17 protein-coding genes and 1 pseudogene are annotated in these 20150 nt (G+C 51.9%); 8 read left to right on the forward strand and 10 right to left on the reverse strand.

Annotation, left to right across the window (positions count from 1 at the left end; all coding sequences use genetic code 11):
• From C4B57_08790 to C4B57_08825, 8 genes are all read left to right on the forward strand, one after another.
• Window positions 1-1044 (forward strand): hypothetical protein (locus tag C4B57_08790; protein ID PXF53788.1); only part of this gene is annotated, 1044 nt, incomplete at its 5' end.
• 87 nt (window positions 1045-1131) lie between these two features.
• Window positions 1132-1482 (forward strand): hypothetical protein, encoded by a 351-nt coding sequence (locus C4B57_08795; GenBank protein ID PXF53789.1) that lies wholly within the window; start codon window positions 1132-1134, stop codon window positions 1480-1482.
• Window positions 1479-2546 (forward strand): hypothetical protein, encoded by a 1068-nt coding sequence (locus C4B57_08800; protein PXF53790.1) that lies wholly within the window; start codon window positions 1479-1481, stop codon window positions 2544-2546. The genes C4B57_08795 and C4B57_08800 overlap by 4 nt, the downstream gene beginning before the upstream one ends.
• Window positions 2539-4515: a hypothetical protein gene (locus C4B57_08805; protein PXF53791.1), complete on the forward strand. Its 1977-nt coding sequence runs from the start codon at window positions 2539-2541 to the stop codon at window positions 4513-4515. The genes C4B57_08800 and C4B57_08805 overlap by 8 nt, the downstream gene beginning before the upstream one ends.
• 117 nt (window positions 4516-4632) lie before the next feature.
• Entirely contained in the window at window positions 4633-4953 is a 321-nt protein-coding gene (locus tag C4B57_08810) for a F0F1 ATP synthase subunit C (GenBank protein ID PXF53792.1), read from the forward strand.
• A 120-nt stretch (window positions 4954-5073) separates the two neighbouring features.
• Complete coding sequence (locus C4B57_08815; GenBank protein ID PXF53793.1) at window positions 5074-5373, forward strand: Vacuolar H+transporting two-sector ATPase F subunit; 300 nt, start codon at window positions 5074-5076, stop codon at window positions 5371-5373.
• Between the two features lie 22 nt (window positions 5374-5395).
• Entirely contained in the window at window positions 5396-7543 is a 2148-nt protein-coding gene (rnr, locus tag C4B57_08820; GenBank protein PXF53794.1) for a ribonuclease R, read from the forward strand.
• A 28-nt stretch (window positions 7544-7571) separates the two neighbouring features.
• Window positions 7572-9605, forward strand: a complete 2034-nt coding sequence (locus tag C4B57_08825) for a DNA ligase (NAD(+)) LigA (GenBank protein ID PXF53795.1) — start codon at window positions 7572-7574, stop codon at window positions 9603-9605.
• On the opposite strand, the gene C4B57_08830 is transcribed toward C4B57_08825, so the two are convergent.
• The 10 genes and pseudogenes from C4B57_08830 to C4B57_08875 form a co-directional block, all read right to left on the reverse strand.
• Window positions 9602-10573 (reverse strand): rhomboid family intramembrane serine protease, encoded by a 972-nt coding sequence (locus C4B57_08830; protein PXF53796.1) that lies wholly within the window; start codon window positions 10571-10573, stop codon window positions 9602-9604. The genes C4B57_08825 and C4B57_08830 overlap by 4 nt on opposite strands.
• Window positions 10574-10576: 3 nt before the next feature.
• Window positions 10577-11233 (reverse strand): hypothetical protein, encoded by a 657-nt coding sequence (locus tag C4B57_08835; GenBank protein ID PXF53797.1) that lies wholly within the window; start codon window positions 11231-11233, stop codon window positions 10577-10579.
• 132 nt (window positions 11234-11365) lie between these two features.
• A complete protein-coding gene (locus C4B57_08840) occupies window positions 11366-11584 on the reverse strand; it encodes a hypothetical protein (protein PXF53798.1) in 219 nt (72 codons plus the stop codon).
• Complete coding sequence (locus tag C4B57_08845) at window positions 11581-13014, reverse strand: amidophosphoribosyltransferase (protein ID PXF53799.1); 1434 nt, start codon at window positions 13012-13014, stop codon at window positions 11581-11583. The genes C4B57_08840 and C4B57_08845 overlap by 4 nt, the downstream gene beginning before the upstream one ends.
• Window positions 13015-13115: 101 nt before the next feature.
• Window positions 13116-13622: pseudogene (gene carB, locus C4B57_08850) on the reverse strand (carbamoyl phosphate synthase large subunit).
• 84 nt (window positions 13623-13706) lie between these two features.
• A complete protein-coding gene (locus tag C4B57_08855; GenBank protein ID PXF53800.1) occupies window positions 13707-14372 on the reverse strand; it encodes a TIGR00153 family protein in 666 nt (221 codons plus the stop codon).
• A 41-nt stretch (window positions 14373-14413) separates the two neighbouring features.
• Window positions 14414-15670, reverse strand: coding sequence for a phosphate permease (locus C4B57_08860; GenBank protein ID PXF53801.1), 1257 nt, complete (start codon window positions 15668-15670; stop codon window positions 14414-14416).
• Between the two features lie 350 nt (window positions 15671-16020).
• Window positions 16021-16800, reverse strand: coding sequence for an imidazole glycerol phosphate synthase subunit HisF (locus C4B57_08865; GenBank protein ID PXF53802.1), 780 nt, complete (start codon window positions 16798-16800; stop codon window positions 16021-16023).
• The gene (locus C4B57_08870; protein PXF53803.1) at window positions 16790-17428 is read right to left on the reverse strand and encodes an imidazole glycerol phosphate synthase subunit HisH; all 639 of its coding nucleotides are present in this window, start codon (window positions 17426-17428) and stop codon (window positions 16790-16792) included. Before C4B57_08870 ends, C4B57_08865 begins: the two co-directional genes overlap by 11 nt.
• Before the next feature lie 294 nt (window positions 17429-17722).
• Window positions 17723-20056 (reverse strand): 4Fe-4S ferredoxin, encoded by a 2334-nt coding sequence (locus tag C4B57_08875; protein PXF53804.1) that lies wholly within the window; start codon window positions 20054-20056, stop codon window positions 17723-17725.
• Window positions 20057-20150 lie beyond the last annotated feature (94 nt).

The following is a 20150-nucleotide window of genomic DNA, read 5'->3' on the forward strand; positions in this document are numbered from 1 at the left end:
CCTGGCTATGGTGGTATTTTTACCCATAGCTTGAGAAAAGACGATCACAGCTTGCCTCTGAAGGCTCAAAAGAGCCTCCTGTGCTGCGTCACAAAATTCGCCTGCGCTTATATGAAATATCCAGTGAAACCGGCAATAGGTGGATTCCTTACAGGTCTTATAGGCTATTTCATTCCTGCATCTTTATACACGGGTTATGGCATACTCCAGCAGGCCCTGAACGGCGAACTCCTTGTGGGCTTTCTGCTGGCAGTAGCTGCTGCGAAGATCCTGACAACTGCTTTCAGCATTGCATCCGGCGGAAGCGGCGGCGTATTCGGCCCTTCGGTGGTAATTGGAGGAGCCATTGGAGGGGCAACGGGCCTGTTCCTTGAGAAACTGTGGCCCAGTCTGGTACCAAATCCTGAGGCCTACATCATTGTGGGCATGGCCGGATTTTTTTCCTCTGCAGCCAGTACCCCCTTCTCCACGATAATAATGGTGAGCGAGATGACCGGGAACTACGGGCTCCTGCTCCCGGCGGTGTGGGTATCCACCCTTGCCTTTCTCCTTCGTGGCGAAAGAGGAATCTACGAGAAGCAGATCGCAACTCGATACGACTCCCCTGTACACCATGGAGACTTCATGCTGGGGGTCCTTGCCCGCCTGACGGTCCAAGAGGCCTTAAAGAGGTATAAGTCGTCTCAACCCGGATCTATAAACCAGGATACACCCATACCGGAGCTGATCAGGCATATTTCGGGATCTCCTCACTGTACCTTCCCGGTGGTGGACGACAAAGGCAGGTATCTGGGTGTAGTAACTGATATCAAGATAAGGAATGTAATTGCAGCAAGAGGGCTTGCATCAGACATAAAGGCCTCTGACCTCATGGAATCGAGAGGAACTGTCTATTTATGGGAATCACTCAGCACTGTCCTTACTCAAATGTCGGCCGAAGGATCGGACGAAGTGATAGTCCTTTCCGGCAACGGCGCCAAAAAGACTGTGGCGGGGGTATTGAGCCGTTCGGACATCCTCAGGATCTATGACGAGGCAATATAGGGGAGACGGCATAGAAATGCCGGGATCGGCAGCCGATTACAAATTGACATCCCGGCAACTGATTACTAATCTTTTTAAAAAAGTCTGATGAAACCGGAGATCGATCAAATAATATCCTGTGATGAGGCAGCCAGGGCCGCTGTTGAAAGTGCCAAAAAAGAGGCAGAGGATCTGATAACAAAGGCGAAACAAGACGCCGATACCTTACAATCCGGGATTGAAGCGAGACTTGATGAAGTGAGAAAGAACGAGATCGCTCCCATTCTTGAAGAAAGCCGGATACAGGCACGGAAGACTATGGCACAAGCAGAGAGTTATATCCAGGGGCTTAAAGAACGGGTGGCCCTCGGAAGGGCTCGGATACTCGAAGATTTTATTTCAGAGGCCCTCGGAGAGGCGTGGTCCCAAAAACGGAAATCCCACAAACAGCAATTATGATACTGGCCGCAGCCAGATATGCCTATCCGAACGCAAAAGTGAGGGCCCTTCGCAGCAAACAGCTTACTGCACAAGACCGCCACTTCCTTCTGGAGGCAAGAGATTTTTCTTCCTTCCTGGCATATCTTGCTACTACCCCGTATGGGCGTGAACTTCCAGACCTTGAAGATGAATTACCTGATCCAGGGGTGCTGGAGCGCCGACTGGCCCGGCCCCTTATGGAGGACTATGCCAAGGTTGCAAGGGCCTTGCGCGGGAAAAGGGAGCGGGAATCAGTCCTTGCCCTCTTTTCAAGATTTGAGTCGGAAAACCTCAAGGTCCTCTTGCGTGCAGTGTTTTCCGGCCTCGGAAAACAGGCTGTTTCCCACCTCCTGTATCCGCTGGGAACCCTGAGCACCTTACCATGGGATAACCTCTGGGCATGTGACAATTCGGCGGAGGTTGCAGATATGTTGATCCGTACACCCTTTGGAACAGCACTTAAGCACGCTGTTCCACAGTTTGAGGCCCAGGGAAGACTATTTCCCCTGGAAATGGCCCTGGACCTTTCCTGTTTTCAAAGACTCAAGCAGGCCGTCTCCGGCCTGAGGAGCAGATCTGACAGAAAAGCTGCAAAAGGGATCCTGGGACCCTATGTGGATATACTCAACATCTCGTGGACAATAAGACTCAAAATTCACTACGGGTTGAGTCCTGAAGAGACAGTCAACTACAGCCTCCCCGGAGGCGAGTTGCTCGGCCTTTCACAACTGCATCGCCTGGCACGGGCAGAGGACATCTCCTCATTTCTGGAACAGATTCCCCGTTCCCTTCAGAGAGAGATAGGAGAGGTCAGTGAGTGGGAGGATTTTCCCACGTATCTCGAGACGTGGTTTCTTCGTCTCCTTGCCCGACTCTTTATGGGACCATCATTTCATATAGGCATAGAGATAGCCTTTCTCCTGGAAAAGGAAATGGAACTTACAGCTCTCATTACCTTGATTGAGGCAAAGGCACAGGGACTCTCCCTTGATAAGGCAGTAAAAAAGCTGCCCAGGCAGTTTTCCGGGGCTGCTCATGTTTAGGCCCGTCAAGCTCACGAGGCTGACCATCCAGGCCCCTGAGGACCAGATCTCGGCAGTCATGGCCATCCTGGGAGACCTCCGCCTCCTTCACCTGATCAGGGTGGAAGAGACACACCTCGGTCACCTGGGTTATGTGGCCCATATTGATACACCTCTCCTTGAACACTATGACAGGCTGCTTGCCAGGGCAAACAGGCTGCTGAGAGATCTGGGGCCGGCAGGTCCTTCTCCAGGCATCAGAAAGGTCCCCCGACCGGACAAGGCCGTCTTTCGACTGGAGGAGGAACTTGCGCTCATAGAAAAAGAGGCATTGGAGCCCCTGGAGCGGAAAAAAAAGGCAAAAAACGCCATTTCCGAACATGAAGCCCTGATTGCCAGGTTGCATCTCCTGGCACCTATAAAGATAGACCTTGACCGCCTGTATAACCTGAGATACGTGACATGGAGAGCCGGGCTGATCTCTGAAGAGAATCTCGATAAGTTGGAACAGAGCCTTGTGGATACGTACCACGCTCTCATCCCAATCGGCCGTAAGGAACGAAGGGTAGTCCTGCTGGCCGTATCTCTGAAAGAAGATGAAGAGGTGCTCTTACGGGCCCTTAAGAGCGCCTTCTGTGACCCCCTGGAGCTGCCTCCCGGAATTCACGGTACTATAGAAAAGGTTCTGGATCGCTTATTCGCTGAGATCGAGTATTTAAAGACCGAGTTTGCCGGCCTTGATACCAAATGGGCAGAGCTTGCCCGGAAATACGGTACAAGGCTCAAACGTCTGCGCGAGGAGATACTGCTTGCCCGGCAGCTACTTAAGGCACAGGCCAAATTCGGACAGATCGATCACACATATCTCCTTACCGGATGGATACCGGTTGCACTCTTTGAGGAATTAAGGAAACGGATCATCAAGGCCACATCCGGCAAAGTCCTGGTGGACCAGGTGGAGCCGGAGGACATAAAAGAAGTCCGGTCCGGTATCCTTAAGATACCCATTCTTTTCAATAACCCCCTGCTTATCCGTCCCTTTGAACGGCTGACTACCCTGTACGGCACCCCCTCCTATGAAGAGGTGGAGCCCACGGTCTTTCTCGCAGTGAGCTTCCTTCTCCTCTTCGGGATGATGTTCGGGGACGTGGGGCACGGGGCCATACTTTGCGGCATAGGCTATTACGTATTCAGAAAGATGTACCGTTATACAGATTATGGAATTATACTCATGGAGTGTGGGGTGTCGTCCATGATTTTCGGTCTTCTTTACGGCAGTGTTTTTGGTATGGAAGACCTGATTCCTGCGCTCTGGATGCATCCCATGGAGGAGATCAACCGCTTTATGATGATGTCGGCCTTTCTTGGGATCGGTGTTATCAGCCTGGGACTGATCCTTAATCTCATAAACGTCATCCGTCAGCACCGTTACGGAGAACTCCTGTCGACATCCGGTCTGGCCGGCGCCTTGCTTTACTGGCTGGGTGCGGGCCTTGTTGTACGCTACCTCCTGTCGGGAGGGCTTAGTCCCTTTGAATTGATATTTGCCAAGGTGGCAGCAGGGACGCTGATCATCCTGATGATCCTCCAGAAGCCGATCAGGGCGGTGCTATTACGGTACCACAAGGACGAAAAATGGGGGCGCCTCCCGCCGGGTCTCGGGGGCACTATTTTGGAATCATTTATAGAAGTACTTGATGATCTTCTGAGATACCTTGCCAATACCGTTTCCTTTGTCCGTATCGCGGCCTTTGCCCTCACGCATGCAGGCCTCTTCATAGCGGTATTTTCCCTGGCGGACATGGTACAGAACGTCCGCGGCGGGGGTCTCTTCTACTGGGTGACCTTGATAATCGGCAACGTGTTCATAATAGCCCTTGAGGGCATGGTAGTATCCATACAGGCAATACGACTTGAGTACTATGAATTTTTCAGCAAATTTTTCCGGGGAGGGGGAAAGCCCTTCCGGCCCCTCCTTGAAAAGGAATGATGAATTTTGAATATTGAATTGTGAATGTTGAATTGTGGAAGAAAACAAAGATTCGTAACATTAATTCAAAATTCAGCATTCAAAATTCAACATTTCCAAATTAGGAGGCATCTACCTATGAGGATTAAAAGGCCCTTATTCTGGATATCAAGCTGGCTTTTGACCTTATTTCCGTGCATTGTATGGGCTCAGGAGGCCGTATCCGGGATCGGGACATCTGCAGAAGAGACAAAATGGGGGTATATCTCTGCCGCCATGGCCGTCGGGGCCTCATCAATCGCTGCCGGCATTGCTGTTGCGTTGGTGGGATCTGCCGCAATGGGGGCTGTCAGTGAAAGGCCTGAGATGGCGGGCCGCGCCTTGATTTTCGTGGGCCTGGCAGAGGGAATAGCAATCTATGGACTGATCGTGGCTATCATGATCCTGGGGAAGCTATAGGTGTCGAAACTGGAAACTCGAAATTAGGTAACGCATTTACATCATGGTATTTTTACCAATTTCGAATTTCGAGTTTCAAATTTTGACTTGTCGTGAAGGATGTCTGAGAGTGTTTAGAATATGCACATCCTGGTTATAGCGGATCATCTGACATGTATGGCCTTCTCTCTGGGAGGCATAGATACGCGGACGGTCAAGGCCAGGAAGGATGCCGTGGCTGCCTTGGAATACGCACAAAACAGCCCTGAGATCGGCCTGGTGTTGATCACCGAAAGGATAGCCGACTCCGTTCGCCCGGAGGTAAATGAGATAGTCTTCAAGCTCCACAAGCCCCTGGTGGTGGAGATCCCGGATACTGAAGGCCCCTTACCGGATCGACCCTCTGCCAGAGAACTTATGGTCTCATTAATGAGGACCTAAAAGGGTTATTATAAGTCTCCACATGTCAGAGAAACGCACATCAAGATCCGGCCGGAAATCCGGTAAGCCCTCCCCTCTTTCCCCCGAGCGTATTCTGACAGTGATGCGTAATGCCGGACGGCCCCTCTATCTCCGGGAAATAATACATCTCTCCCATCCGAGGCCTGAAGAAAAAAACAAGGCAAGAGCCATGGTGGCCAGCCTTGTTCGTAAAGGCGTATTAGTCCTGCTCAAGGGCAACAGATATGGCGTCGCCGATCTTATGAAACTGGTTACCGGAAGGCTGTCAGTCCACCCGGATGGTTTTGGTTTTGTGCGGCCTGATGCCGGAAATGGCCATGATGTATTCATCCCTGCGCGGGGTCTCAAGGGCGCCGTCCATGGTGATCATGTAGTTGCAAGGGTGGAAAAGACCGGCAGAAAGGGCGTTGAAGGGTCAATACTCAGAGTGCTTGAAAGGGGCGTGAAGCAGGTAGTGGGGACATTACACAGGGGCAAGAGCGTATCAACCGTACTTCCTGAAGAAAACAGGTTGTTCTATGAAATAATGATTCCCGATAGATATACAGCAAAGGCCGGAAACGGCCAGGTTGTATTGGCGGAAATTAAAAGCTTTCCTTCAGAGGGAAGGAACCCTGAAGGACGGATTATAGAAGTCCTGGGGGATCCTGATGATATGGGCGTACAGACCAAGATAGTCATACATAAGCGCGGTCTTCCGCACATCTTTCCGCCTGAAGCACTGGCTCAGGCCGAGGCCCTGCCCCGGGATGTCATGCCGGAAGATACCAGGGACCGCAAGGATCTCCGGGATATACCCCTGGTGACAATAGACGGGGAGCGTGCAAGGGACTTTGATGATGCCGTATTTGTCAATAAGACCCGCACAGGCTTTGTCCTCACCGTGGCTATTGCCGATGCAAGTCACTATGTGCCGGATGGCAGCCCTGTCGACCAGGCAGGCCTTGAACGAGGCACAAGTGTATATTTTCCCAATTCCGTAGTGCCAATGCTCCCGGAGACACTTTCCGATCACCTGTGCAGCCTGATTCCCGGAGAAGACCGCCTGGCAATTGCGGTCAGTATTTCTTTTGACAGGGAAGCAAACGTCAGGCGTACCAGTTTTTTCAAGGCCGTAATCAGAAGTCATTGCAGGTTTACATATAAAGAAGTGCGCTGCATACTGGTCGACAGAGACAGGGACCTGATAGCCAAAAACAGGAAACATATTAAGCACCTGGAATGGATGGCGGAGTTGGCGAGGGCCCTTTCCAAAAGACGCTGCCGGAGAGGAAGTATTGACTTTGATCTTCCGGAGTCTGAAATAGTCCTGGGCATCAGGGGGAATCTGGAAGAGATCGTCCGCAGGGAAAGAAGCATAGCCCATCGTATCATCGAAGAGTTCATGATAGCCGCAAACGAGGCCGTTGCTCTCTTTCTGACCAAAAAAGAAATACCTGCAATATATCGTGTTCATGAGCCACCAGACCGGGATAAGGTAAAGGAATTTGTAGACTTCGTTCAAAGCCTGGGAATGGATATCAAGTTACCCAAGAAAATAAGTCCGAAATGGTGTCAGAAAGTGCTCAAAGAGGCGTCAGGAAAGTCCCAGGAGTTCATGGTAAATACTGTACTGCTCAGGACTATGCAACAGGCAGTCTATTCATCTGAAAACACAGGACACTTTGGCCTGGCCTCACCTACTTATTTGCACTTCACATCGCCTATTCGCCGCTATCCCGACCTGATAGTCCACAGGATCCTGAAGGCCAACATGAAACGTCCGAGGAGGCGTCCGGTTTACACTGAAGAGCAGCTTGAGACCCTGGGACGGCATTGCTCCGTTCGGGAAAGAGAGGCTATGGAAGCAGAAAGAGAGATGTTTGACAGGCTGAAGGTCCGCTTCATGGCAGACAAAATCGGTGAAGTGTATGAGGGGATAATATCAGGTGTGATCTCCTTTGGCTTTTTCGTTGAGCTCAAGGACATGTTCATTTCCGGAGTCGTCCGCCTGGTAGACATAGTGGATGATTATTATACGCTCGATCAGGACAGGCAGTGCCTGGTTGGGCAAAGGACTCACAGGATCTTCCGCCTGGGCCAAACAGTGAACGTCAGGGTCAAGGCTGTCAATGTCGCCCGGATGCACATAAACTTCGAAGTCGTGTAACCGTTCACGGGTTCAAAGGTTGTCAAAAATGAGCCTATCTTCTGAAATACTAAAGCGCATAGAACAACTCAGGGAAGAGATCAATTACCATAATTACCTCTATTATGTCCTTGACCAGCCCGTCATAACCGATGCCGATTACGACGCCCTGATGCGCGAACTCAAGGAGATCGAAGACAAATATCCTGAAACCGTGACCCCTGATTCGCCTACACAGCGAATCGGTGCACCACCTTCAGAAAAATTTGCCAGCGTATCCCACAGTATCCCTATGCTCAGCCTGGACGATGCCTTCAGCCAGGAAGAGGTCCTGGAGTTTGATCAACGTGCAAAGAGACTCCTGCAGACCGACGAAGAGATTGAGTACACGGTTGAACCTAAGATGGACGGTCTTGCCGTGGAACTGGTTTACGAAAACGGAATGTTTGTTCTTGGATCAACACGCGGAGACGGCTACACAGGAGAAGACGTAACCGCGAACCTGCGGACCATTCGATCCTTGCCTCTCAGGCTCATCGAGAGGCACCTTTCTCCACCCGGCCGCCTTGAAGTGCGGGGCGAGGTCTTTATCAACAAAGACGCCTTCAAGCGTCTTAATAAGAAACGTATAGAAGACGGTGAGCCCCCGTTCGCCAATCCCAGGAACGCCGCGGCCGGCTCCCTTCGCCAGCTTGATCCGAACATTACCGCCGGCCGTCCCCTGAATATTTTTTGTTACGGGATCGGAATAGCGGAAGGCTGTAGTTTCGGAACGCAGTGGGAGGTGCTTTCGTCTCTCAGAAAATGGGGGCTAAGAGTCAACCCCATGGCGGAAAAGCAAAAAGGCATCCGTGGAGCAATACATTATCACCGGCAGATGAACAGAAAAAGGAAAGACCTTGATTATGAAATAGACGGAATAGTCATCAAGGTCAACGACCTTGATTTCCAGAAACGCCTTGGGGCAAAGGCCAAGAGTCCGCGCTGGGCCTTGGCCTATAAATTCGAGGCAGCCCAGGCCGTAACCAGAATTATCGAGATACAGCTCAGCGTTGGGCGTACCGGTGCCGTCACCCCTATAGCCCTGATGGAACCTGTAAAAGTGGGCGGAGTGATGGTAAGCCGTGCAACCCTCCACAACGAAGACGAGATACGCCGCAAGGATGTCAGGATAGGCGACTGGGTTATTGTCCGGAGGGCAGGAGACGTCATTCCTGAAGTGGTCAGGCCGCTGCCTGAGCGAAGGACCGGAAAGGAACAGGTATTTGTGATGCCGCAGACCTGCCCGGTCTGCGGTTCCAATCTGCGCCGCAAACCAGGAGAGGCCGTATGGCGGTGCCCGAATCCCGAATGCTTCCCCAGGCTTGTGAAGCAACTCACCCACTTTGCCAGTAAAGGGGCCATGGACATAGAAGGACTTGGTCCGAAGGTGGCTGAACAACTTATCAGTGCAGGGCTGGTCCGGAGCATTTCAGACCTTTATTCCATCAACCTGAGCGATCTCCTGTCCCTTGATCGTTTTGCTGAAAAATCAGCAGAAAACCTCCTCTCTGCAATAGAAACAAGCAAGGAGACAAGCTTTGCACGATTCTTCTATGCCCTGGGGATCAGACATGTTGGAGACGTCACCGCACAGCTCCTTGCAGACCACTTTGGATCAATGGAGGCGCTTAAGGATGCAAGCGAAGAAGAGCTCATGGCAGTAGAAGGAATAGGCCCTGAAGTGGCCTTCAGCATACGATCCTGGTTTGACGACAACAAGAACTTAAGGCTCACGGAGTCCTTGCTTGACGCCGGAATCAGGTTCACCGATCTCCGTGAGGCAAGGACCTCACCCCTAAAAGACAGGACCTTTGTCTTTACCGGGGGGCTATCTTCCCTCACCCGGGAACAGGCCAAGAACATTGTCCGGGACCTGGGCGGCCAGGTCGCTTCTGCAGTGGGCCGCAAGACGGATTATGTAGTTGCCGGGGGAAATCCCGGGTCTAAACTGCGGAAGGCGCTGGAACTGGGAATACCCGTCCTGAGCGAGGAGGAATTCCTGGCACTGGCCTACAAGAACCAGGAAATAAAAAAACCCTAATCCCTGATATGTACCTTCAGAAAAAGGTCACCATACCCGCCTTCCGGTACCTGCCGTCCCATCCCTTTCAGCCGGAGACTGCTCCCATCTGAGATGCCCTGGGGTACGGTCAGGACAAAGGTCCTTTTTTTATCGCCATCGGCAATATTGACCAGCTTTCGGGTCCCGGAACGGGCCTCACGCCCGCTGACCGTGATTGTATCGTAAAGGTTCGGGCCATCTCCTGTTCCGACTGGACGAATCACCTGCAGGCGCGGTGAAGCACGCTTCCTGGTCAGATCCCTGAACTTCTGTCCTGTGCGTGTTTCCGGCAGCAACTGAAAAAGCTTCAAAAAAATGATACCGGAAACAAATCCGCCGATATGTGCCCACCAGGCAATACCGCCGGCCTGGGCTGAAGAGGTCGTTGCGCTCAAAAACTGAAAGAGAAACCAGAACCCAAGAAACAGGAATGCCGGAATTTCCATAAAGTGGAGAAAGAAAAAGATGGGTACCAGGGTCAGGACCTTGGCCCTGGGGTAGAGTATGAAGTAGGCCCCCATCACGCCTGCGATGGCGCCGCTTGCTCCTATGGTCGGTATCTGAGATGTCCAGTTGAGAACCAGGTGCGATATCCCCGAAGCCAATCCGCACAACAAGTAAAACGCGAGATAGCGAAAGTGTCCGAGCCGGTCTTCTACGTTGTCGCCGAAGATATAAAGGAACCACATGTTACCCAAAATGTGAAAAAAACCGCCGTGTATAAACATAAAGGTAAAAAAAGGTATCACTTGCTGGACAGTTGTGAAGTAAACTGAAATTCGGGGCACGGAATAACGAGCAGGCACAAGCCCGTAAGTAAAAATGAATTCATCGATAGCCCGTCCCTGCGATTGCTCCACAAGAAAGGCCAGGATATTGAGCGCAATCAGGATGCTGTTGATGACTGGATAGGTCTCAGACCTGATGGTGTCCCGGATAGGTATCAAGGATTAAGGGCTCTCCTGCTTTCCCAATCTGGCCTTCACAAAAGGAAGTTGATATTCATAAATATGGGCTCCCTGGCTTGCGGCTCTTAAGACTCCCACCCCAAATCCTATTTCCTCGGAGATATATTCCATTAACAGTGCCAAACCTCCTAAATTGGTCGGCAGGCCGGCCCAAATGTCCCAACTGCGCCAAAAGGTTGCAACATCGAGACGGCCATCATGAACTTTCAGGTCTATCGCCCTGAGGCAGGCCGGGTCTTGAAGATCCAGATCCTCCGGCCGCCCGACAATGATGGAAGATTGATTCGTATTGGGAGTATCTTTGAGAATCTGTATAGCCTTGGCCAGCTGAACGTCTATCCGTGATGCATAGGTATAGGCCTCATTCTTTCCGGGCAGCTTGCCTCCCAGCAAATAGTCAATGAAATACTCTTTCACATATTCCATGGTGTTCGGGGGAGGCGCGGAACATCCCGGAGGAATAATTGGTATCATATCCTGAAGAGGGTGCATGATCTCCAGAGACAGCCAGGGAATCTGAAGCCGGTAATGTTCTTTCTCAAAGGATCCCCTCTCGATATCCTGGCGGTAGGCCTCGGATTCAAAATTGTACAGGATCTGATACCAGGCATCCGAAATGGTGGTTGCTTGCAGATGCATTATGTTTCCTTTTCCAAATCTATTTCACGCGGCGCAAGCGCTTGCGCTGCATGCAGGACTTTCAGCAGTAAATATTCGGTGAACCCGTTATATCCTGCCTTGAAGCGGTTACCTTTTTCCGGGTTTCAAAGCTCACTCATTGCAGACCGAAAGAGGCAGTGCAATCCGGCCCGCGATCGAAACCCTGCAAAAGGCAAACCGCTCCTGCGGCAGGGCACGGATGGCGACTTCCACAGTGGACCACGGGTTCACCGAATATTTACTTTCATCAATATAATAATATTTTTCCTTTTTATCTACAAAAGCCGTCGTCCAGACGGTCTCTTTCGCGCCTGATCTCTGCGGTTTCAATCTCTATCGTGACTTTGGGCGTGTCCGGGTCTCTCAAGCCCGAGCTTTCCAACAGATTCATTTACAGGGATCGGGTATTCCCCATTAAAACATGCCAGGCAGAAGCGCCGGGAGTCTCCACCGGCGGCCTTCAGCATTGATTTAATGTCCAGGTAATGAAGCCCGTCCAGTTCGAGGAATTTGCGGATCTCTTCCACGGATTGCTTGGCGGCTATCAGCTCGTCCGTGGTGGGAAAATCAATGCCATAGTAACAGGGAAAACGGGTGGGCGGGCAACTGACGAGCAAGATTATCTCCTTGGCTCCGGCTTCTCTTATCGCCTTGATCCTCGTCCTGGTAGTTGTACCCCTTATGACCGAATCCTCAATTATTACCACTTTTTTGCCCTTTATGGCCTCTTTTGCAGGATTCAGCTTGATCCTTACCTCGAAATCCCTCATGGACTGACTGGGCTGGATAAATGTGCGGCCGACATAGTGATTTCTTATTACGGCAAGCTCAAGAGGCAGTTTAGCGGCCTGGGCATAACCCACTGCAGCATAATTTCCGGAGTCCGGAAAGGGCATTACCAGGTCTGCATCTACCGTTGTCTCATCTTTAAGGGCGGCCCCAAGGGTCTTCCTGAACGTATAGACATTCTGCCCAAAGATGTTACTGTCAGGACGGGCGAAGTAGATAAACTCAAAGATGCAGTTTGCGCTCCTTTCCGCCTCAACCCCCTGGAATGATCTAAGCCCGTTGGAGTCTATCATCACGATTTCACCAGGTGCCACATCCCTGAGGTATTCGGCCTGAATGAGGTCCAGCGCACAGGTCTCAGAGGCCAGAACGTAAGAGCTATTCAGTCTGCCGATACACAGAGGGCGAAAACCGAGGGGATCCCTGAAGCCGATTAATTTTTTCTCCGTAGCCATGACAACTGAGTAGGCCCCCTTGATGAGCCTCATGGTGGTTGCTATGGCCTCATCCAGACCTCGATCCCTGGCCTTTGCCAACAAGTGAACGATTATCTCGCTGTCCATGGTGGTCTGGAAGATGGAACCGTGCCCTTCGAGCTCTTTCCGGATATAATAGGCATTCACAAGGTTTCCGTTGTGGGCCACGGCAAGAGTATGTCCGGCATGGTATACACAGAAGGGCTGGGCATTCTGCAAGACTGAAGAACCGGAAGTGGAATAGCGTACATGCCCTATGGCTATATGTCCTTTGAGATCCTTTAGCCTGGCCTCGTTGAATACTTCATTTACGAGGCCCATGGATTTATGCTCCTGCACTACTTTGCCGTCGGAGCAGAATATTCCGGCGCTTTCCTGCCCCCTGTGTTGCAGGGCATAGAGGCCGAAATATGTGAGCTTGGCTGCTTCGGGATGCCCGAACACCCCGAACACCCCGCATTCTTCACGCGGTGACCTTGATGGCAGAATTATCATATCATGCTCCTTGGCAGGATGCCGGCTGCTAGGCAGGCAAGAGTCCCCCCCGGATTGACGCAAAGATTGCGAAAAAGAACCCTTTCCGGCCAGGAACTAGCCCTGATAATCAGGGGATAACCGATTCTTTCCGCAACATCTCTTGCCTGATCCATGTCCCTTGCGATGCCGTTCTCAGGCACACGCAGGCCGATATGGCTCATGGCGTCACGGAATTGCTCCCTCTCTTCGGCCTTGCGAATAACCGGAATTGAGGCACCTATCATCTCCACCCCCAATTTTTCCAGGAGTCCGGTCCCGGCAACTTTCACTGCCGTGTTGAGACCTGTCTGGCCCCCGAGGGTCGGGAGAATGGCATGGGGCCTTTCCCGTTCGATTATCTTTGCCACAATCTCAGGTGTAATGGGCTCAATATAGGTGCGGTGGGCCGTTTCAGGGTCCGTCATGATCGTGGCGGGATTACTGTTTACGAGCACGACCTCATAGCCTTCTTCCATCAGGGCCTTGCATGCCTGGGTCCCTGAATAATCAAACTCGCACGCCTGTCCGATAATGATAGGACCCGAGCCGATAATCAGGATCTTGTTTATGTCTGTACGTCTCGGCATGATATGTGGGTTTGCGGGTTATAAAAATGGTGAACCCTGAACCTTTGAACCCCTGAACCCCTGAACCCCTGAACGGTTTACTTATCATTTTGCAATCATGGCCCGCATGCGGTCAGAGGCATTCTGCGCATGATCGGCAATAGCGCCTATATGCTCAACCAGCCTGACCAGGTGATATACTACCAGGGCATCTTTGATGGTGGTGAAAATCTTGAATTTCAGTTCCCGCTCCAGATGGTCGGCCTCTCTTTCATATTGGCGAATGTCCCGTATAAGGCTCTTCATCCTGATCCTTTGCTTTTCGGACCTGCTCTTGAAATACTCTCTGGCAAGGGTTACCAGTTCGGGTAATTTTTCAATGGGCGGAATCACGGCTTCGACCAGGTCATGAATATCTGCAGCCAACTCGGCCGGAATACCTTCGGGCCGAAAGGATAACCAGAACAGGGCCTCTTCTACCTCATCCAGGACCTTATCCTGCTCCCTCAGGTAGTCAAAGAACTCAAACTTATCCACAGGCATGAGGATGCCCCTGGGCAGATGGTTGCGGATATTGCGCTTGATATCATCGGCCTCGCTTTCCAGACGGGCTACCTGTTCTGTCAGGAGGTCGAACCGTTTGCATTCCTGACCGATATGACAAACAACGGCTTCCCTGAAAAGCCGGGTGCATTCTTTGACCTTGTCGGCGTGCTTTTGCAGATCTTCAAAAGGAGATCTGTGAAACAGCGAGCTGATTAATAAGCGCATAAAATATTCCTCCTCCAGGTACCCGTTTTACAATAATAGATTCATAATAAAAAGAGGGCGAGCACCTTGTATATAAGCATGGCCAGGACCATCGTAAAAGGCAGGGTCACTACCCATGAAAATCCTATGTTTTTCAGGATACGCAGATCGAGCGCCCCTATGCCCCGCATGAGCCCTACGCCCACCACTGATCCTACCAGCACGTGGGTGGTTGAAACCGGCAAACCAAGGCGGGAGCATATCAGAATGGTGGTGGCTGCTCCGAACTGGGCACAAAATCCCCGGATCGGCGTAATCTCCGTAATATTTTTTCCTATGGTCTCAAGGACGCGGGTACCAAATACATAAAGCCCCCCGCCCACAGCGATGCCGCCTATAAAAAGCATCCAGAACGGCACCTCCACCTGCAGGGCCACTGACTTGGTCTCGACCACGGAAAAGATGGCCGCAAGCGGGCCGACGGCATTTGCCACATCGTTGGCTCCATGGGCAAAGGCGACATAACAGGCCGCCAGTACCTGAAGCTGGGCAAAGAAACATTCGGCAGGGGAGAACCCCTGGGGATTGGGCCCCAGCTCACACTTAACATGTACCTGCCAGCGTACCCATTTCCGGCCGAACATGGCCGCCAGGGCCGCGCAAGGGATAGTGAGCAACACCGTATAGAAAAAACCTACGTCGAGGTGGAGATTCTTGAGGCCCTTAAATATAAAGGAAAGGATGAGCACCAACATCACAAAGAAGATCATGCCTGGTGCATAGTGAACCGCTGCTGCATATGGATCCCCGGCGGCCATGACCCTTTTTTCAAGAAAATAGTAAATGCCTCCTGCAATCAAGGCCCCTGCAACCGGTGAAATGACCCAACTGAGAGCAATACTGATGATCTTACCCCAGCTGACGGCGCCTGCGCCCACACTTATTATCCCAAAGCCGACCACAGCGCCCACGATGGCGTGTGTGGTGGAGACAGGCAGCCCAAAGTATGTAGCCAGATGCACCCAGAGACCGGCTGCGATGAGTGCGGCAAACATCCCGAGCATCAAATTGTTGGGCGCGTCCATCAGGAGACCCGGGTCAATGATTCCCTTGCTGATAGTGCCGGTTACATACCCGCCTGCAAGTGTAGCGCCGAGCACATTTGCAATTATCGAAATTATTACCGCCTGCCTCAGGGTCAACGCCCGGGAGCCGACCGCGGTCCCCATGGCGTTGGCAAGGTCATTGGCGCCGATATTGGCTGCCATGTAAAGACCGATCAGCGTGGCGATCGATAAGATGATGACATCAATGTTCATATCTTATAGCTTATAACCGTTCACGGAACGCCGAAATTAGAAAATAGAAATTGGAAATTTGGCCATATCTGATAGCTCTTCTGTCAATTTGCATACATCCAGTTCGTAAACTCGTTTCACCTCTGAGGATGGTGCGTCCCCTCTTTTCCGGGGATCGAAATATATTCAGCTTTACTCCGAAATCCATGGCCACTACACGCCACGAGCCAGGTTTGTCAGGCCACTGGAATTGATCAAGATCCATGCCCGGATTGACCAGGCGCCCGTCCTGCCATTTGTCTCGCAACGGCCGGTAAAGGAACGGCCCCTGAATACCATTCCGTCTGCCAGGGCCAATAAGGCTTTCATTTCTACCAGGTATTGCGGACCTTTATGCCGCGGGAGCGCAGTTCGTCCTTGATCTGTTTGATAGTATAGGTCCCATAGTGGACAATAGATGCTATGAGTGCGGCATCTGCCTTGGCATACTTCAACACATCATACATGTGGTCTATGTTTCCGGCGCCGCCGGAGGCAATTACCGGGATATTCACGTTTCCGGAAATAAGCGACGTCAGCGCGATTTCATAACCCTGTTGCGTACCGTCTGCATCGATGGAGTTCAGGCATATTTCACCTGCCCCCGAATCCTCGGCCTTTCTGGCCCAGGCAAGTGCGTCAATGCCTGTATACGTCCTGCCGCCATGGATGACGATTTCATAACCTGACGGAGTTCTGCCGGAAGGCTCGACCTTTTTGACGTCCATCCCGAGGACAATGCACTGGCTCCCAAAGGCCCTTGCCCCCTCGGAAATGATCTCGGGGTCCTTCACTGCTGCGGTATTGACACTCACTTTTTCCGCTCCGGCCAGGAGCACGGCGCGCATGTCCTCAATGGTCCTGATTCCACCGCCCACGGAAAAGGGTATGAAAATCTCCTCAGCCACACGGCGAACAACATCTATCATAATGTCACGCCTCTCACTGGAGGCGGTTATATCATAAAAGACGATCTCGTCCGCTCCCTCTTCATAATAGAACCTGGCCATTTCCACCGGGTCGCCGATATCCACATTCTCTTTAAATTTTATACCTTTTGTTGTCTTCCCGTCTCTCACATCAAGACAGGGTATGATCCTCTTACTCAGCATAATGACCGTTCCATGTACAGAAGTTTTTCAGGATTTTCAGACCAGGGGTTCCGCTCTTTTCAGGATGAAACTGCGTGGCGATCAGGTTCTTGCAGCCGATAATGGACGGAAACTCTATTCCGTAATCAGTAGTCCCGATGACGCATTTGTCTGAAGCAGGCATTGGATAATAGGAATGGACAAAATAGAATTCGTCAGCCGGCTTAATCCCTTCCAGCACCGGATGCCTTTTGACTAAATGAACGCCGTTCCATCCCATATGGGGTATTTTAAGGCGCTCATTTTCCTTGGAAAAAAGGGGAGAGGGAAACATCTTCACATCTCCGCTGATTAATCCTAAGCACTGCGTACTGTTCTCTTCGCTTCTATCCAGTATGATCTGCGCACCCAGACATATTCCCAGGATCGGCTTGCCGGTCTCAAAGGCATGCCTCAAGACTTTGTCCAGACCAAGATGTCTCAGGTCGGCGATTGCCTGACCGGCCGCCCCCACTCCGGGAAAGATAATCCTTTCAGAGCCGAGTACTTCTTCCCTGTCTTGAGTAATACAACAGGGAAACCCCAGCTTCTTAAGAGCACGTTCCACACTCTTCAGGTTTCCGGCCTTGTAATCAATGATCGCAATCAATTTATTTATTATACCTCAGTGATTCCGCTCAAAAAGCTATCATAGCCAACCTAACGTGGTTGTTTTGAAAGATGAACATCGAACATCGAACGTCCAACATCCAACATCGAATAAAAAAACAAATACCCAATACCGAACCTTCAACAGCTATTTCTGTTTCTTCATCTTTTTCCATTCAACATTCGATGTTGGACGTTCGATGTTCGATGTTCATTACTAAACTCTACCAACATGTGAATGTGCCCTCTTTCAGCTCCTATGCAACGCAGCAGATGGGGTATTTCAGCGGAATCATCAAATATTTTCCTCCATCTCCCACACCCCACAGGGGCAAATGGCTGCGCAGAAGCCGCACCCTATGCACTTGTCTTCGATAACTGTATACTCGAATTCTCCCCCCGGCCCCCCTAATCTCTTGATTGCCCCGTGATAGCATGCGGTCTCACACATGTGGCAATCCCTGCAGGCCCCGCAGGAGGCGCAGCGGTCGGCCTCCTGTTCCGGGACAAATTCCTCGCCATGGGAGACCTCGTAATAGACAAGCTTAATCCGGTCGCAGGGAATTGCAGGCCGCTTTTCAGGTTCGTAATCCGTGTGCATCATCATGGCATGGATTGCCTCTGCCGCCCTGCGTCCTGCACCAATGGCATGAGTGATCAATCCGGGCTGCGTGGCGTCACCCACGGCAAAGACCTTCACATCCGAGGTCTGGCCCATTTCGTTCACCACGATATAGCCTCGTTCGGTATGGATCTCCCGGGGAAGGAAATCCAGAATAGGGACCTCGCCAATGGAGATGATGACCGTATCGGCCTCAAGAGACGTACCGTCCTTGAAATATATTGTCCGTGCCGCCTTGTCATAGCGTTCCGTAATTTTGGGATAGAGGATCCGGGTCCCTCTTGACTTTGCCGCCTCCCGCTCCCTTCCGAAACTGGCAGGGGCCTGGATGTCCACTGCCGTAACCGACTCTGCTCCGCAGTTGTAGGCCTCGCAGGCGATGTCCATGCCCACATTTCCGGCGCCGATGATGACGACTTTCTGGCCCGTTAGGTCCGGCTTTTTACCCAGGTTAACGGCCTTTAAGAACTCGATGCCGGCCGTGACATCTTCGTTTCCAGGAAAGGGGATGGTGCGGGGCTGGTGTGCACCGCAGGCAATGATCACGACTTCATGATTCCGGTAAATCTCCCGGAATGCATTCAGGTCAATTCGCTGGCCAAGATGTACATGTACTCCGATCTCTGTGAAGCGGGAGATCTCCTTTTCCAGCACCTCATGGTTCAGGCGTTCTCTGGGGATACAGGATTCCACCTTGCCCCCGAGTTTTCCGGCCGCCTCATAGAGATCTACTTCATGCCCCCTGAGGGCCAGTTGCCAGGCCGCTGACATACCTCCGGGCCCGCCGCCGATGATACCAACTTTACGCCCGGTAGGGGATGCAGGTTTTGGGGCAGGCACATCCAGACTAAGCCGTCCCATAGCGGCGATGTCCACAGGTCTGTCAAATTGTGCGCGGGTACAGGCCTGCATGCAGAGATTCGGGCAGAGCTGGCCGCAGACCGTTGCCGGGAAAGGGCTGTATTTCAGGACGAGGGAAAGGGCCTCTTCCAGACGACCTTCCCTGATAAGGGCCGCGCGTTTATTCGAGGGTATCCCCGAAGGACATGCAGCTACGCATGGAGGGAGATATTTCTCGTTGTTCCAGACCGGTTTGAGCCGGCGGTCTGCGCCGGTCGTGATATAGGGAAGTACCGTCTGCGGGTGCTCGATATATTCTCCGAAGATACCTCCCCGGCCCACATCCTTTTCCCAGACCTGGACATGAAATTCGCTGAGGGGCATCTTCAATCCCGGTCGCGCCGTGCGCTCTGCAGGGGTATAGGCAATTAGTTTTTTCCAGTGCGATGGGTCCTGGGCCAAAAGATCGTGGTACTCAGTCCGGTCTATCGCCTTTAGATACGGCTTTATGTTTTCAGTAAGCCACTCCCAGTCTTTGGAGGTAAGATCCGCAAGTCTGACATCCCTGGCGCTGTATCCCTTAATAGGGCCACGGAAGTAGATGGTACCGCCCACCATGCCCACACAGGGCCGATAGCCCAGAATGTTTTCAGGATTTCGGGGATTTACGCCGCAGACCACCGCAATGCCCCCTGCCTTGAATTCGGCAAAGGAATCACCCACGTCTCTGAAATACCAGGACTGGAGCGGTTCAAAGCGGGGATTCCTTTTAGTCATTGTATCACAACGGGCACCGCCGCCGCCCTGCACATACAGAATCCCCTGTGCACCGGCATTATGTGCCCCATTGGTCACATCCCCCAGCACCGTGATCCTGGCACCGCAGTTGAGCCAGCCCACATCGTCTGAACAGCTGCCTTCAACCACAATCTCCGTCCCGTACATGCCCATACTGCCCAGGCGCTGGCCCACCGGCCCGCGAACGGTTATGGAGACCTTCTCATTCCTGGGCCAGATCCGGCCGCCGATGCCATGTTGCCCCTGTGCCTCGACAACCAGTTGCCGGGCCCCGTCAGTGATGGCCTGCTGTATCCGCTCTTCCAGGGCCTTGGAGGAGACACGGCGGCCGCCGGGATTACCGTTAATTGTCACTTTTTCCGAAGTCATAATTACTAATTATAATTGTTTTAAACGTTCAGAGGTTCAGAGTTCACCGTTCAGGGTTATCTTTCTTCAGTTTCTGATCCGGAAATGAGGAATT

Source organism: Deltaproteobacteria bacterium (genome assembly GCA_003194485.1).
Taxonomy (GTDB): domain Bacteria; phylum Desulfobacterota; class Dissulfuribacteria; order Dissulfuribacterales; family UBA3076; genus UBA3076.